At 54.7% G+C, this 15,699-nt stretch carries 11 protein-coding genes; 7 read left to right on the top strand and 4 right to left on the bottom strand.

The window, feature by feature from the left end; all coding sequences use genetic code 11:
• Positions 1–50: 50 nt before the first annotated feature.
• A complete protein-coding gene (locus KI792_03910; protein MBV6632163.1) occupies positions 51–1,826 on the top strand; it encodes a flagellar hook-basal body complex protein in 1,776 nt (591 codons plus the stop codon).
• Positions 1,827–2,072: 246 nt separating this feature from the next.
• Here KI792_03910 and KI792_03905 read toward each other — a convergent pair whose 3' ends face one another.
• The 4 genes from KI792_03905 to KI792_03890 form a co-directional block, all read right to left on the bottom strand.
• Positions 2,073–3,401 carry a nucleotide sugar dehydrogenase gene (locus KI792_03905; protein ID MBV6632162.1) on the bottom strand — a complete coding sequence of 443 codons (1,329 nt, stop codon included), beginning with the start codon at positions 3,399–3,401 and terminating at the stop codon, positions 2,073–2,075.
• 127 nt (positions 3,402–3,528) lie between these two features.
• Complete coding sequence (locus KI792_03900) at positions 3,529–4,191, bottom strand: tetratricopeptide repeat protein (protein MBV6632161.1); 663 nt, start codon at positions 4,189–4,191, stop codon at positions 3,529–3,531.
• 89 nt (positions 4,192–4,280) lie between these two features.
• On the bottom strand, positions 4,281–6,683 hold the full coding sequence (locus KI792_03895) for a hypothetical protein (GenBank protein ID MBV6632160.1): 2,403 nt from the start codon (positions 6,681–6,683) through the stop codon (positions 4,281–4,283).
• Positions 6,676–8,793: a tetratricopeptide repeat protein gene (locus KI792_03890; GenBank protein ID MBV6632159.1), complete on the bottom strand. Its 2,118-nt coding sequence runs from the start codon at positions 8,791–8,793 to the stop codon at positions 6,676–6,678. Before KI792_03890 ends, KI792_03895 begins: the two co-directional genes overlap by 8 nt.
• 628 nt (positions 8,794–9,421) lie before the next feature.
• Here KI792_03890 and KI792_03885 point away from each other — a divergent pair.
• From KI792_03885 to KI792_03860, 6 genes are all read left to right on the top strand, one after another.
• Complete coding sequence (locus tag KI792_03885; GenBank protein MBV6632158.1) at positions 9,422–10,189, top strand: flagellin; 768 nt, start codon at positions 9,422–9,424, stop codon at positions 10,187–10,189.
• Between the two features lie 522 nt (positions 10,190–10,711).
• Positions 10,712–11,527, top strand: coding sequence for a flagellin (locus KI792_03880; protein MBV6632157.1), 816 nt, complete (start codon positions 10,712–10,714; stop codon positions 11,525–11,527).
• Positions 11,528–11,658: 131 nt separating this feature from the next.
• Positions 11,659–12,084, top strand: coding sequence for a flagellar biosynthesis repressor FlbT (flbT, locus tag KI792_03875; GenBank protein MBV6632156.1), 426 nt, complete (start codon positions 11,659–11,661; stop codon positions 12,082–12,084).
• Positions 12,081–12,539: a flagellar biosynthesis regulator FlaF gene (gene flaF / locus KI792_03870; GenBank protein ID MBV6632155.1), complete on the top strand. Its 459-nt coding sequence runs from the start codon at positions 12,081–12,083 to the stop codon at positions 12,537–12,539. Before flbT ends, flaF begins: the two co-directional genes overlap by 4 nt.
• A gap of 173 nt (positions 12,540–12,712) precedes the next feature.
• A complete protein-coding gene (gene flgK, locus KI792_03865) occupies positions 12,713–14,413 on the top strand; it encodes a flagellar hook-associated protein FlgK (GenBank protein ID MBV6632154.1) in 1,701 nt (566 codons plus the stop codon).
• 27 nt (positions 14,414–14,440) lie between these two features.
• On the top strand, positions 14,441–15,664 hold the full coding sequence (locus KI792_03860; protein ID MBV6632153.1) for a hypothetical protein: 1,224 nt from the start codon (positions 14,441–14,443) through the stop codon (positions 15,662–15,664).
• Positions 15,665–15,699 lie beyond the last annotated feature (35 nt).

Here is a 15,699-nt window from a genome sequence, read left to right as displayed (position 1 = left end):
TTGGCACAAAAATTGAATATCGGTGGATAACCGATTCTTAGGAGGTAGCGATGAGCGTCTTCGGTTCTTTATTTACGGGTGTTTCCGCGCTGAATGCGCAGAGCCAATCCCTCACGGTGATTTCGAACAATATCGCCAACAACCAGACCCCTGGCTTTAAACGCTCGGTGACGACATTCGCCAACCTGGTGACTGGTTCCAACACGAACTCAATCCTGCAACCAGGCGGCGTTCGCGCCGGTACCCTGGGCACGGTAAACCAACAAGGTTTGCTGCAGCAGTCAGGCCGTGAAGAGGATCTTGGTATCCTCGGCGACGGCTTCTTCGTTGTTGGCCAGAACGAAAACAACCAGATCCAGTTCCCATTCTATACCAGGGCCGGTCGGTTCGAGGAGAATGAGGATGGCTTCCTGCAGACCCCTCAAGAGGTTGGTGGGCAAGTTCTGTACGGCTGGCGCCTGGATGATGACGGCAACATTCCGACGAACTTCGATAACCTCGATAGTTTGGAGCCGATCAACCTGAACTTCTTGCCTGGCTTCAACCAGACCACGACGGTGATTGACCCGGCCATCAACTTTGATGCCTCTACCGGTCTCAGCACCAATAACGGTCCGACGGCTGCTGGCTTCGATTCTGATTTCTCACGGGTGATCACGGTCTTTGATAGCCTCGGTACGCCGCAGACCTTGAACCTTGAGATCTCCAAGGCACCAGCGCCTAACCTGACTAATGCGGTTCTGGATGGCACTGACCTGACCCTGGATACAGAGCTTAACCAAAGTGGCATCCCACTGGCTGTTGCTGAGACCCTGACCATTGATGTTGGCGGTGCACCGGTTGTGGTTACTATCCCGCTGGGCACAACCTCCCTAACGGTTGGTGAGCTTATCGCACAGATCAATGCGGCCCTGCCAAACGCCGGTGTCGGTGCCGGTGGCGCCTCACTAAGTGACGATGGCTCGCTTGTGATTACGGCCTTCACGGAAGGTGAAGCAGTCACGGTTGGTGGCATTGTTTCTTCTGCTGGCTCCTCGATCTTTGATCAGCTGGACTCAGAACTGGCAGGTGGCGGTAACATTGCCACGGCCGGCAAGTACAACGCCGCGCTGGTAGTCCCTTATGACCCAGCTAGCCCGGCATTGGTTCCAGCAACCAACCCTGGTTCAGCGGTGTTCCCACCCTTGGGTACCCCGGCCTCTCAAGACGCTAACCCATTCGGTTGGTGGGAGGTTCGGATCTCCGGTGGTGACCAGACAAACGACAACGCCAATATCGGTTACATCAACTTCAACCCTGATGGCTCGATCAACCACGACGCTAATGCCAACGGCAACGTCGCGATTACTCTAGCAAATATCGATTTTGGTAACGGTTCGGACCCGCAGACGATCGACTTTACCCTCGACCGTTTGACCCAGCTGAACTCACAGTTCCTGACCACTGATATTGATCAGAACGGTGCCTCCTTCGGTATCCGCCGGAGCTTCAACATCGATACTGAGGGTGTTGTGAATGTGGTGTTCTCGAATGATGAGATCGTCCCGCTTTACAAGATCGCCCTTGCTGACTTCCCAGCCGTGAACGGCCTGCAGTCAGAGAGCCTGAATGTCTTCAGCTCCAGTAACGAGAGTGGTGAGGTTAGCCTGACCGAGGCGAACTTGAATGGCTCTGGCCAGATCTTCTCTGGGTCGTTTGAGCAATCAAACGTCGACCTGGCGAATGAGTTCTCTCAGCTGATCATTACCCAGCGGGCATATTCTGCCGGTACCAAGGTGATTACCACCGCCGACCAGATGCTGGCTGAACTTCTAAACATCCGATAAGGGCGTGAGGCCGGCCTTTAACTCTTAGGCCGGCCCTTCCCAAACAATTCGATCTTGGTTTGACGGTATTCTGAAGGTTTGGTCGCAGCTGGACAGACTCAGCTTCTACTGCTTCGGAAGTGGGTGAAACTACCGCTTCCCCCTTCCCACACCTCGTGGTTACACCCGCCGTCAAAAGAAAAGTGCCGTAAGTCGCATCAGAAGGATGGGCTTACGGCACTTGCTTTTGGGATATCCCAATCTTGATTACGCCAGCACCAGGCCCTTAGGCGTCAGCTGGTTGCTCCGCATGGCATTGCGGGTGTCCACGATCACTGATGCTTGATCCGCGATCAGTCCATAATCAACCGCGTCATGATCAGTGGAGATCACCACCGCATCAACGGTTGGTAGCGCGGTCGCTAGGTCCACACTCTCCATCCCCTCAAGATCGGGGAAATGCCGGAAGGTGCTGAGCACCGGCACATGCGGGTCGTGATACCGAACCTTCGCACCGCGGCTGATTAGCAGGTCCAGCAGCTTCAACGACGGGCTTTCCCGCGTGTCGCCAACATTCTTCTTATAAGCGGCACCAATCACCAGGATCTCTGCATGCCGGATGGTCTTGCCCAGCTTCTCCTCTAACCCGGTGGCTAGCTGATCGATCACGTAATAGGGCATGCCCATATTCACCTGGCCGGCCAGCTCGATAAACCGGGGTACCAGGTCATACTCCCGCGCCTTATAGGTCAGGTAGAACGGATCGATCGGAATGCAGTGCCCACCAAGGCCAGGCCCTGGGTAGAAAGGCATAAAGCCAAATGGCTTGCTCTTCGCGCCTTCAATCACCTCCCAGATATCGATCCCCATACGGGCATAGATCACCTTCAACTCGTTCACGAGGGCGATGTTGATGCTGCGGAAGATATTCTCGGTCAGTTTGACCGCCTCTGCTGTCGCGGCGGTGGAAACCTTCACGACGGACGGCACAAGAGGTTCAAACAGGGTTGCGACGGCATCTAGGGAGGCCTGATCATCGGCGCCCACAACCTTGGGCGTATTGCCCAGATGGTGGGTTGGGTTGCCGGGATCTTCCCGCTCTGGTGAGAATGCGAGCAGAAAGTCCTCGCCCCGCTTCAGCCCGGTTTCGGTCAGCAGGGGTTCCAGCACCTCGGCCGTGGTACCAGGAAAACTGGTGGATTGCAGAACGATGAGCTGGCCCGGCCGCAATTGTTTGGCAATGGCTCGCCCTGTTGCCTCGACATAGCTCAGGTCGGGTTGTTGGTGCCTGTCTAAAGGGGTCGGCACACAGATATTGATCGCATCAACTTCCGCCAGCCGATCAAAGTTGTCTGTCGCCTCAAACCGTTCGTCGGCGCGGTAACTGGCAAGAGCTTCATTTGGCACCCGATCAATATCTGAGGTGCCGGCATTCAGCATCGCCACACGCTCAGCATCGATATCAAAGCCAATGACCTTCCGGCCTAGGCTGGCGAAAGCATGGACCAATGGTAGCCCAACATAGCCGAGGCCAATCACGCCAATGGTGGCGGTGCCGGCATCAAGCCGCTCCTGCAATGTCTGGATAGCACTCATAGGGAAACTGCTGGTTATCAACTGCTGCGGGAAACCACGGCAGCTATCTACCATGGTGCAGCGCCAGCTAACATGGGTGAGTGCGGTTACTCAAGCAACGGGTCGGAATACCCGCCCTACCAAGTCATTAGTGGACAGCTTCAGCAGCCGTATCTTGGTTAGCATTGAGCTTGTCCAACCCCTCTTGCGCCATCTGTAGCGCAGGGTCGAGACGCAGGGCCTCTTCATAGAAGGTCTTGGCATTCTCGTTATCTGATTTAGCCGCCATGACATCGCCAACGCTGCGCCATAGCTCAGCTTCATCGGGCGCATCCTCAATGGCTACCTGCAGCAGCTCAATCGCCTCATCAAACTTTTCTTCGACGTGCAGCAGATGGGCCAACATGCAGATTGCGTTGACGTTCTTATCGTCAATGGCCAAGGCGTCGCAAACAACCCCTTGGGCTGCTTCATTGTCCCCCATGAGGGCCAGCATTTCGGCGATGTGCAGAAGCAATATGACATTGGTGGGCTGCATCTGGTGGGCATTCTGCAAATACCCGATTGCCTCGCCCGGTAGGCCCTGTTGATAGAGGATCTTCCCCATCATCATCTGCGGGTGAAACATATTCGGCCGAAGCAGGGCTGCCGCCTGATACTCAGCGATTGCCGTCGCAAAATCCTGTTCATCACGAGCTTTATCACCGCGCTCAACATGCGCCAGATAGTCCGACAGCTTACCGCGATTGGCGGCGGTGCTCGGCGCTGGAGCGGCTTCCTGTTCTTCAGATTTTACTGCTTCTTCATTCATGGCTTTATCAAAGCTCCGTCGTAAGCTCCGCCCGACATAAGCGAGGTGGATTTCGACCTAACACCTAAACGTTTGATCTCTGTATCCATCTAGCAATTCGCGCGCCAAAAATCGGTTAGGCAATCGACAAATTGCTCGGTGAATAGCTCTGCATCACAGAGCGGTGACGATAGCATCTGGTCCCGCAGGGCTGCACGACCATTTCGTACAGCCGTGATATCACCTGCCAATTCAACTGCCCGCGCGACATATGCATCGGCAGTATCAGCCACCAAATCATCACGCCCGATAGCTGATAGCAATGTGGAGCTAACCCGGGTGACGTGATGTTGCCCACGCAAGGTGACCACCGGGGTGCCCATAAACAGGGCCTCGCAAGTTGTGGTGGTGCCGTTATAGGGGAACGTATCGAGGGCAATATCTACCTCCCGGTACATCGACATATGCGCCTTGTGACTATCTGTGCCACTGCGCCAGTCAATATGCTGTTCTGGATCAAGCCCCTCTGCCTTGAACACTTCACCCATACGTTCACGAACACTCGGGTCGCTTACCTGCTTGGATTTAAAGATGAAAACACTGTCGGGTACGGATTTCAGGATCCGTGCCCATAGGGCGACCTGCTGGGCTGTCACCTTGCTCAGGTTATTAAAGCAGCCGAAGCGAATGCGCCGCCCATCAACACTGTCGGGTGGCGGTAGCTCTTCACCATCGGGGCCATCAGGCCCGGGGCTGTAGCACAGGAAGCAAGTTGGCATGCGAAGCAACGTTTCGCTGTGCCACTTCTCTGTTTGCCCCACCGGGTCGGCCACCGCATCCGTAATGCGTCCATCCATGGTCGGTATGCCCGTGGTATTGGCATACCCCAGATAATTGATCTGAACAGGTGCAAGGCGCTGGGCAAAGGCATCTAGCCGATCGCCAATCGTGTGCCCTGAGAGATCAAACAGAACGTCGATATTGGCAGCCCGAACCGTCTCAACCGTTTGGGCTGTATCCGCATCAGCGATGTTGTGCCATTCGCCGCTCTTAGATTTGAGCAGCTTGTTAACGTCATCGCCGGTGTCGTCCTTGGTCATAAAGGACACCACCTCCAACCGATCAGCATGGTCAGCGAAATGCCGATAAAGCGGCATCAGGAAGTACCCGACAGAGTGGCGTCGCAAATCCCCCGACACAAAGCCCACGCGAAGCGGACCAGTTTTCGGTTTGGCAGGCATGATAGCCGCGGCCTCATTCCGCTTAGCCAGATGCTCCCCGAATGCTTTGTGGCCAGCGGCGATATCGGCTGGCTCAGCCTCATGGGCGTAGTTCATAGAGAACAAAAATGCGCGCCACGTGGTTGGATTATCTGGATCAAGTTCTGTTGCCAAACGCAGGTGGGATAGCCCCTCATCCTGACGCAGCAAGTCACGCATGCAGAGGCCGAGCTGCTGCTGCGCAATCGCGTTGTTCGGGTCTAACTCGACCGCCTTACGGGCGGCCTCTTCAGCCTCACCAATCTCAGACAGCCCCATCAGCATGCCGGCCAAATGGCTCCAAGGCATGGCGAATTCTGGGTCAACCGCGATGGCTTCACGCATCTTGTCGAGCGCCGCCTGCTCTTCCCCCATCACGCCCAAGGCAAGACCGCGATAGGTCAAGGAGGTGGCACTCTCTGGCTCCAGCATCATCAGCTTTGATGATGCCTCATCGGCCAGCTCTTCATCCTTTGTCTGAACGGCGGCAAAGGTGCGCAACTCGTGGAGATAGGCCTTATCGGCAAACTGCTCTTCATAGGGGCGAACAAAGTCTAGCAATGGCTGCCACTCACGCTGGCGCAACATGATGGTGGCGCGGGCGAAGACAATCCCGCTATCGCTATCATCACGTTTCAGCGCGATATCCAGCCAATGCGCCGCTAGATCCAACTCATCGGCCCGGAAAGCCATGGCGCCCAAGACACCTTCCAGCCCGGCTGCGTCTGGCAAGCGCTCAACAACCTGAAGCAGCATCTTCAAGGCAATTTCAGGGTGGTCCTGTTTATCGAGCCGTTGGGCAATGGCCGCCACCGCTCCCCGATAAGGAAGCCCCGCCAGTATCTCGGCAGGCACGGTTTCGATCAGACCTGGAATTGCCTCCATCTGATCACGGGCAACATGAACGGCACCAAGGCCAATAAGGGCGCGGTGATCACTGGCAACGGCAAGCCCTAAGGCAGGCTCCAACTTAGCCAGTAAATCCTCGGACAACGTGACATCATCCATCAGGCCAACCAGGCCAATCGATGCGTTCAGATTATTGGGGTCGAGGGTTAAGACAGCTTCAAGTGCGGTTGCCATCGCCGCCTTGTCATTCTGAGCCTGGGCCAGCATGGCACGGAGCAGATGCGGCTGGGTTGCTTCAGGGTGCTCTTGAACCAATTGGTCGAGCACCTCCCCTGCCTGGTCAAACATACCGGCCTTGATCAGCACCGTCGCGTTACCGAGCGCGCCCGCTGCTACATCAGACACTGGAGACTAGGCCCTCATTCTTAGCCAAATGCTGTTCCCAGATTTGCTCGATAGCCGCACCGAACCGCTCAGCGTAAAGCGCATCATTTCGCAGAACCGAATTCTCCATCCGGCCACGAAGGCCGTTCTGCAGGGCACGAAGCCGCGGCACGTCGGTCGCTAAGGCGACGGCTTTCTCAACGTACTCTTCAGGGTCTTTGGCGATAAGCTCCTCAAGGCCAAGGGCCGTATTCAAGCTGGCCCCGACACGAGCTGAGTGAACTTCACCGATCGTGGTAATCACCGGCACGCCCATCCAGGCGGCCTCACAGGTTGTAGTGGTGCCGTTATAGGGGAAGGTATCAAGACCGATATCGGCTTCATTGTAGGTATTCAGGTGATCGAAGGTGGATGGCATTGGGCCCAAGACTTCAAGGCGATCCCGATCAACGCCTTGCTCAGTCAATGAGTCAAAAATCTGTTTGACCAAGTCATCATCATCAAGCTGCAGCGCCTTCATCAGGATCCGTGAACCCGGCACCCGTTTCAGGATCTCAATCCAAGCAGCAACAACTACCTTGTTAACCTTGGCGACCGAGTTAAACGACACGAACACGATATGATCATTCGGCGATTTATCGAGAATGATCGGCGTTGCCTGGGGTGGTGAATAATTCAGGAAGCACTCTGGTAGTCGCACCAACTTCTCGGAGTAGTACTGACGATCTGCATCCTCAGGATCTGTGATATCGTCGATAAAACGGTAATCCATGGCCTTAACGCCAGTTGTGTTGGGATATCCCAACCAATTGACCTGCACAGGCGCGAAGCGTTGAGCAAACGCGATTAGAAGGTTGTCCGATGTATGGCCCGCCAAATCAAAGGCGATATCGATCTTACGATCACGCAGGATCTCAAGCTGCTGGCCAAGCTCTAAGTGATAAATGGGCAGCCAATCATCAGTAATCTGCTTGAGGATCATCGTGCGGCTATCTGAAGTGGCTTTCAGTGGAACCCCAACAACTTCAAAACGCTCACGATCCAGGTTACGGAACAGCCCTTCCACAAAGTACGAACAGGAATGCTCTCGGTAATCTGGTGATAGGAAAGCAAGTCTTAGCTTCTCGCTCTTTGGCTTTGCTGGCGGCTCCTCATACCTTGGTATCTTGTTGAAGTCTTGCGCCGCCTGCTCGTCAAATTTTTTAGTTAGCTCAAAAATGCGCTCCGGGCTGGGCGGCACCCAGTAGTTCAGTGAGAAGATCGGGTTCAGATAGAAGGAGAAATTGTTGGGCTGCAGTTCAACAGCCTTCAGCCCGTATTCAAGCCCAGTCTCCAGCTCGCCAATTGAGTTGTAGTTAACACCAAGCAGTTGGCTAATTTGGGCTTCAAATTCGGGGTCTTCATCAAGCGCCTCTAGCAGCTCGATTGACTTCTTGTATTGGCGCCATGCCATCAACACCATGGCAAGCTGAAGTGTGGTTGCCGTATCAGATGGATCAATCTTGAGGGCGCGTTCAAGCACCTCCGCGGCAAACTTGTAGTCGCCTGTACGTCGTAAGGCAGCGCCGAGATCAACAAGCAGCTCAGCATCGTCATGAACCTTGTCAGCAAGTCGCTTAAGCAAGCCAATTGCTGGTTTTGGTCGATCCAACATACTCCACAGCTTCGCCATGTTGAGTGTTGCATCGACGTTGTCCGGATCACGATCCAAAATATCTTGGAGCAGGTCCAATGCTGGCTGAATCTCAAGCGTCTCAAGCAAGCAAAGAGCCAGATTGTTGCTGGCTGCCAAATCATCTGGCGTGTAGCGCAGGGCCTTCTCGTATGCCTCCCTCGCCTCAGACACCCGGCGTAGCTTGTATAGCGCCAGGCCCATATTGTAATGGCCCAGTGACCAGTTCGGCTTAAGCGCCACCGCCCGCTTAAAACAAGCCAGCGCCTCCTCATTCTCATCCAAGGCCAGATGGGCAAATCCCAAATTTGCAGCGATGTTTTGAGAGGTAGGCGCGATCAGCGCGGCCTCTTTCAATAGCGGCAGAGCATCCTCTGCTTTGTCCTCCTGCAGAAGCTTCAAAGCATCCTCATGCAGGGACAAGGCTTTCGCCTGTTTAGGGGTCAATTGTTTAGCCATGGATCTAAAGCCGATCGAAGTGCCGACAGACGCGCTTGCATAGCATGTCGGTCATGAGGGGGCCAGAGATGGGGCCTCCCCCACTCGCGTTGATTGGAACGCACTATCAATAATCTGATTGCCGTTAACCGCATCTTTAATGCGGCCGATGGATAACCGAGGCGCAGACACGGCGCCCCGGCGTCCTTGGACATATGGTTTCACCGACCAAAATGTGCCGACCGCCTAACCGTCATGGCTGCTGAACAAGGCTAACCGCAAAACGCGAATAGCCACGGTTTGAGTTCGACCTAACCAGAAAGGAAACGGTCAAATGTCGGTACAAAACTCTATCAACACCAATGTTGGTGCATTGGTGGCGCTGCGTAACCTAAACAGCGTTGCCAGCGATCTAAACTCCACCCAGAACCGGATTTCCACGGGTTTGCGGGTCTCCAGCGCGCAAGAGGATGCCTCCGTATTCTCCGTTGCGCAGGGAATTCGCGCAAACATTCGGGGCTTTGAGGCAGTCGGCAGTGCGCTGGCTGGTTCACGGGGCCTGGTCACCGTCGGTATTTCTGCAACCACCTCGGTGTCCAACCTACTGTCCGATGTTCGTGAGCGACTAACCCAGCTCGCTGACGAGAGCATCTCCACCGAGCAGCGTGAAATCTATACCGATGATCTTCGCGCCCAGGTCGATCAGCTGCGCAGCTTCATTGAGAATGCTGAATATAACGGTCGGAATATCCTGGCCGGTGATCAGGGTACTTTTGGTGATGCTTTTACCGGTTATTCGGCTGCCGAGTCGGTAAATGCAATCCGAAACATTGATGGCCAGAGCCTCCAAATTCGAGCCAACGACCTAGTCCTCGGCACCGGTGGTTCCTCCGGTGTTACTGGCTTCGTTGGTTTGGCGCGGATTGTCTACTCAACCGACACCACCGACGGTGGCTCGGACGGGCTAACAGGTAATGACACCACCGCGAGTAACGCGGTTGCGGCGAACTCTGACGGTAACTTTGTTGCGCGGTCTTTGGTCAATGCCCGTGTCGCTCAGGCGGCTTTGGCTGGCCTAAATGATGACGGCACCCGGGCGGCTGATGCCTTCCGTAGCGCTGATACCGAAACTCAGGGCACCCAATCGGTGTTCAACAGCGCCTTCTCGTTCTTCGAGCAGGAGATCAGCAATGCGCTGGGTCAGCTAGGTGCCGACAACCGCTCAATCGAGCTACAGCTTGAGTTCAATACATCGTTGAATGACGCAACCACCGAAGGCCTCGGCAATCTAGTAGATGCTGATCTGGCCCGTGAGTCGGCCCGTTTGCAGGCCTTGCAGACCAGGCAGCAGCTCTCGATCCAGGCACTGTCGATTGCGAACCAGCAGCCAACAAACGTTCTGGCACTGTTCAACTAACGCAGCCAAAAAACAAAATAACTTCAAAATCTTGCGACAGCCGGCGTCACCATGCGCCGGCTGTTTGCCTTGTCAGATTGGGGGGTTAAGGCCGTTAAACTTCTGGTGATGAACATTGATAAAAGATTGCAAAAACGCTGTCGCTCAGGTTTACTGCGAAGCATCGGTGAAACCGTGTTCAATTTGTCATCCAGAAGGGAGACAGTCATGACTATCCAAAACTCTATTAATACCAACGTTGGTGCACTCGTTGCCCTCCGTAACCTTAACTCGGTCAACCGCGATTTGGACGCGGTGCAAAACCGAGTTTCTACCGGCCTTCGGGTTTCCTCCGCACAAGAAGATGCTTCGGTTTTCTCCGTTGCACAGGGCATTCGTGGTGACCTCCGCGGCTACGAAGCTGTTGGTGGTGCACTCGGTGGTGCTCGCGGTATCCTGAGTGTTGCGATTTCTGGTGCTACCCAGGCTTCCAACATTCTTGCCGATATCCGGGAAAAACTGACGCAGCTTTCCGATGAAGGTATCAGCCAGGATCAACGCGAAATTTACTCCAGTGACCTCGCCGAGCAATTCCGCCAACTGCGGAACTTCCTCGACGGTGCTGAGTACAATGAGCGTAACCTGATCGCTGGTAACCGCGGTACCGCAGTCGGTGAACTGAACGGTAACTTTGCCAACTACTCAACCGCTGCCGATGCAAAGGTTATTCGCTCCATCGATGGTTCTTCCATCACCCTGCGAGCTAATGACCTAATCATTGGTACGGGTGCGGCAGTTGCTGCTGGTACCTCCGGTGGTGCGATTGACGGCTTCCAGGCTTTTGCCCGGATCGTCTATGCATCCGACACTACGGCGGCTGGCGCATCAGATGGTCAGGCGACCGCCGACTTCGCTGCGATCTCCTCGATCACCAACCAGACCTCTGGTCTGGACGCCAACAACCTGGTGGAACGTCAGTTCATTGGTGCTCGTATTGCTCAGGCAGCCCTGGCTGATCTGACGACCGCATCGGCTCGTGCTACCGACGCCTTCTTCTCTGCTGACAGTGCGACAGCGGGTACGGCTTCGGTCTTTAACAGCGCGTTTGCGTTCTTCGAGCGTGAAGTTGCTCTGGCTCTTGGTAGCCTGGGTGCTGATAACCGTAGCGTTGACTTCCAAATCGACTTCAACACCGCCATCCAAGATGCGGTTGAAGAAGGTCTTGGTTCACTTGTCGATGCTGATCTGGCCCGTGAATCGGCCCGGTTGCAGGCTCTGCAGACCAAGCAGCAGCTGTCTATTCAGACGCTGTCGATTGCCAACCAGAACCCAACTATTCTGCTTAGCCTCTTCCAGTAAGGCTCAGCTGAAAAAACGGGACTTAGAAGGCAGGCGGGGATTTCCCCGCCTGTTTTTTTTGCTGTACCATAGGCTTATCAAATTCGGGCTAGCGACACTGCCTAGCCGACAGCAACGCTATCGAGGCAACCATGCCGCTTAAGGTTAGACTGAAGCCAAGCGAGAAGATTGTAATCAACGGTGCCGTGGTGACGGCAGGTGATAGTGGCGCCACGCTTGTCCTCCACAACAAGGCCGCCCTTCTCCGGGCGAAAGACATCATGCAAGAGAGCGACGCCAACACACCGGCGAAGCGCATCTACTTCATGATCATGCTGATGTATCTCGATCCGGAGAGTAAGCAGGACTACATGGACCGCTATATGGAGTTCATGATGGACATGATGTCCGCGGTTCAGCTGCCGCCAATTAAGAAGTCCCTGTCTTTAATCCACCTTGATGTCGCCAATGGTGATTTGTACCGCGCGTTAAAAACCTGCCGGGCTGTCATGAAACTGGAATCAGAATTGCTAGAATACGAGCAAACTGATGTTGAAACTAAGGAAACGGCCTCATGAACAACTACGCCGCATACCAGCAGAACCAGAATGCGACGCAGAGCCCACGGGAAGTTGAGTACCGTTTGTTGGGTCAGGTAACTGCCGCCCTCGTCAAAGCTGAGGAGGTTTATGCTGATTCCAAAGCGGATGTTGAGAAGAAGAAGATCGTCGTCGACGCCGTTCTGTGGAACCGCAATGTCTGGTCAGCCTTTCGGGTCGACCTCCTCGATGCGGAAAACAACCTGCCAACAGAGCTGAAAGCGCAGCTGATCAGCATCTCCTTATTTATTGAGCGCGAGACCACAGCCGTTCTCGATCATGAGGCCGATCTGGAAGCGCTGATCGATATCAACAAGCAGATCATGGACGGTCTCAAGAGCCAGGTTGATCAAACAGCGGCAGCCCAGGCACCTGCCCAACCACCTACCCAACAGCCATCCTCTGGCATCTCATCTGTAGATAGCCACGCCTAAAAGGAACCTCCCCTAGCGGGGATAGGGCAGATTTTGCCGGAGCGCGCGACGGGGCATTTATTGCCGATCGCGCGCTTATTTTTTGTCATCAAAATCAAGCGGTTACAAGGCGCCTGATTGGTCCGCTTATTGCATCTACCTTCGCGGGAAGATGCATTTATGGAGGGTCAGACATGACCTCGCTTACATCGGCACTTAACGCTGCGACCAGCAGCCTGTTCGTTAACTCACGCGATATCGATGTTGTTTCGCAGAACATCGCCAATACGGACACGCCGGGATACACACGGAAAACCCTTAACCGGTCCAACCTTGCGTTTGGCGGTCAGGCTGCCGGTGTGGCCGCTGGCGGGCTGAACCGCTTTGTCCCGCAAGAGTTGCTTCGGCAGTTCCGGGCGCAGACCTCGGTTTCGGAAAGCCTGTCGGTTGAGGCCTCAGCGTTAAGCGCGCTTGAGGTGAGATTTGGCAATCCTTCCGATGAGAATTCCATCGGCGCCTTAATGACCGAACTGCAGAATGCGTTTTTGGAGGCCGCAAACGAGCCCGAAGACAATCTGCTGCACCAGCAGGTCATTCAGTCTGCCGATCGCTTTGCCCAAGAGCTGAACCAATCCAGTGATGCCATTCAAGAGCAGCGTCGGCAGGCTGAGCTGTCCATTGAGGAGTCAGTTCAAACGATTAACGAACTCACGGCCGATATCGACCAGCTGAACCAAGAGATCATTTTGGTAAAGGCTGAAGGTGGCAGTGCCGCAGACCTCAAAGACCGACGGGATGCCTTGGTCAATGAGCTCTCTGAAGAGATCAATATCAGCTACTACGAAGAGACCGATGGTCGGTTGGTTGTCTCCCTCGGCAACGGACAGGCCCTAATTGAAGAGCGTGCGTTCGAACTTCGTTTTGAACGCAGCAACGTTACGCCCCAGGCGTTCTACGATCCAACTGCCGGTAACTTTAGCCTGCTCAACGGGATCATCTTGGATATCCCAAATGGCGGTCCCGACCAGGATGTCACTGCGGCGTTCACTGACGGTAAGCTTGGCGGCAATCTTCGTTTGCGGGATGAGACCCTGCCCCAGGCGCAAGCCCAGCTTGATGAACTGGCGGCTAATCTACTGGTCCGCTTTGGCTCGATCCGCGATGCCGGCGCGACCCCACCAACCCAATCACACTATGAGCTGTTCCGGGATGCCGGTGACGGTACAGGTGCGGTTCCAGCGGCAACTGCCTCCGATTATGCGGATGCAGCCTCTGCTGGCGCAAATGGTGAGTTTGACTTCGTCGCCGTGCCATTGGCCGGGATGATCGAGAACCAAGAGGTCGGTCTAGCCGGTCGCTTGGTCATCAATGAAACCTTCGTCAATGAGCCATTCCGTATTCGTGAGGGTACCTTCTTTGGTCCTGCACCGGAGGGCGCCCCTGATCCGGGTACAGGTGATCCGCGCTTGCTCGATACCGATGACACGATCTTGGATAATGTCCTTCAGACAGTCTTCGGTGACGAAACCACAGATCTGTCCAACGGCGCGTTGTTCCTACTGGGCCCAGGTCCAGCGGATTTCGGCTTCCGGATTACCGGCGTTGGCCCAAATGATCAGATTTCAACCCGGTTAGAAAACGCCGCGACGATTGATGATTACACAAACTCGATTATCGCCTTCCAAGCCAACCAGTTGAATGACTTGGAGAACCAGCTAGAGGCTGAGCAGTTCATTACCACCCAGGTTGAGAACGAAGTTCTGGGCCTCTCTGGCGTTAATCTGGATCAGGAGCTAGCGAGGCTTATTGAGCTTGAGTCCTCTTACTCCGCATCCACCCAGGTGATCTCCACCGTTCGTAGTCTGTTTGATGAATTGCTAGCTGTTGTCCGCTAAGGCCAGCCGTTATAGGAGCATAGAATTATGTCCATTTTATCCACTGTCGTTCAGGCAAGAAATGTCCAGGACAATATCGGCCGGTTGCAGAACCAAATTGATCTGCTTCGCGGTCAGATTGGTACTGGTAAAAAGACCGATCGGTTCTCGGGCCTGGGGGTCGACTCTCGCCGCTCTCTAGAGCTACGCGCGACGATCCAAACTTATGAGCGCTACCAGATCGGTATCTCTCGTGCCGATACCCAGCTGCAGGTACAGGTTAATGCCCTGAACCAGATGGATGAGATCATCAATCAGGCGGTCACAGACCTGACGACGGCACTTGATGGCAGTATTCCGGACGTTACGGAGACCAATCAAACAGCCCAAAGCCAATTGGTTGAGCTTGTCAGCTTGATGAACACCCAGTTTGACGACCGCTTTATCTTCTCGGGTCGGGGGGTTACCGATGCCAACGTGGTTGCTGGCGAAACCCGCCCGCCTGTTATCGGTTTTGAGAATGATGCGGCGGTCCCAGATGGCGTCATCCCAGGGGTTGATAACTATTTCAACCTGCTCACCGCCTCAGCCTTGAGCGTCGACAATATCGGGCCTGAGGCAGTCGGTGAGAACGGTCCAGATCGTATCTTTGCCCGCCTCGATTACATCTTCAGCAACAATGCAGCGAATACCGCTGCCCTGGGTGCGCTAGTCCCGGCTGATGCTGCTGTTGCCAACAGTGCCACCCCGAACGATTACGCCACTTGGTACAATGGTGATCTCGGCCTTAACCCGCCAGGCGATATCTTCGTCGATAGTGAGATCTCACAAGGGGTGAACATCACGACGAATAGCGTGATCGTTAATCCAGGTATTGCCGGTAACCCTGTTCCCGGTAACACGACAGGTTATGAGGACGTTATTAAGGCGATGAGCCTGTTCTCAACCTTGCAGCCGAGCAACGGCGTTGTCGACTCCTCGAACGAAGCTGAGTTCTTCGAAGTCTTCAACCGTGGCCTTGCCCTGCTGAAGCAAGGTCAAGAAAAGCTGCAGGCAGAGGTCCAAGTTCTAGGTGAGCGCCAAGCCTTTGTTGGCCGAACGAATGAGCGGAACATCGAGGTCCTGACCTTTACCGAAATCGCCCTCTCAAATGTTGAGGATGTGGATGTCGCAAAGGCGAGCACCGACCTGTTCCAACTAGAAGCCCAGCTTGAAGCCTCCTACTCCATTATCGGGACGCTTCGAAACCTAAGGCTGAGTAACTTCCTGTAATCACAGGCTGTGATCGCACAGATAAAAAGGGGAGC

It is taken from the genome of Alphaproteobacteria bacterium SS10 (genome assembly GCA_019192455.1).
Taxonomy (GTDB): domain Bacteria; phylum Pseudomonadota; class Alphaproteobacteria; order TMED2; family TMED2; genus TMED2.
The sequence above is the reverse complement of the archived record's forward strand: the minus strand, read 5'-3'. Positions and strand labels throughout refer to the sequence as shown.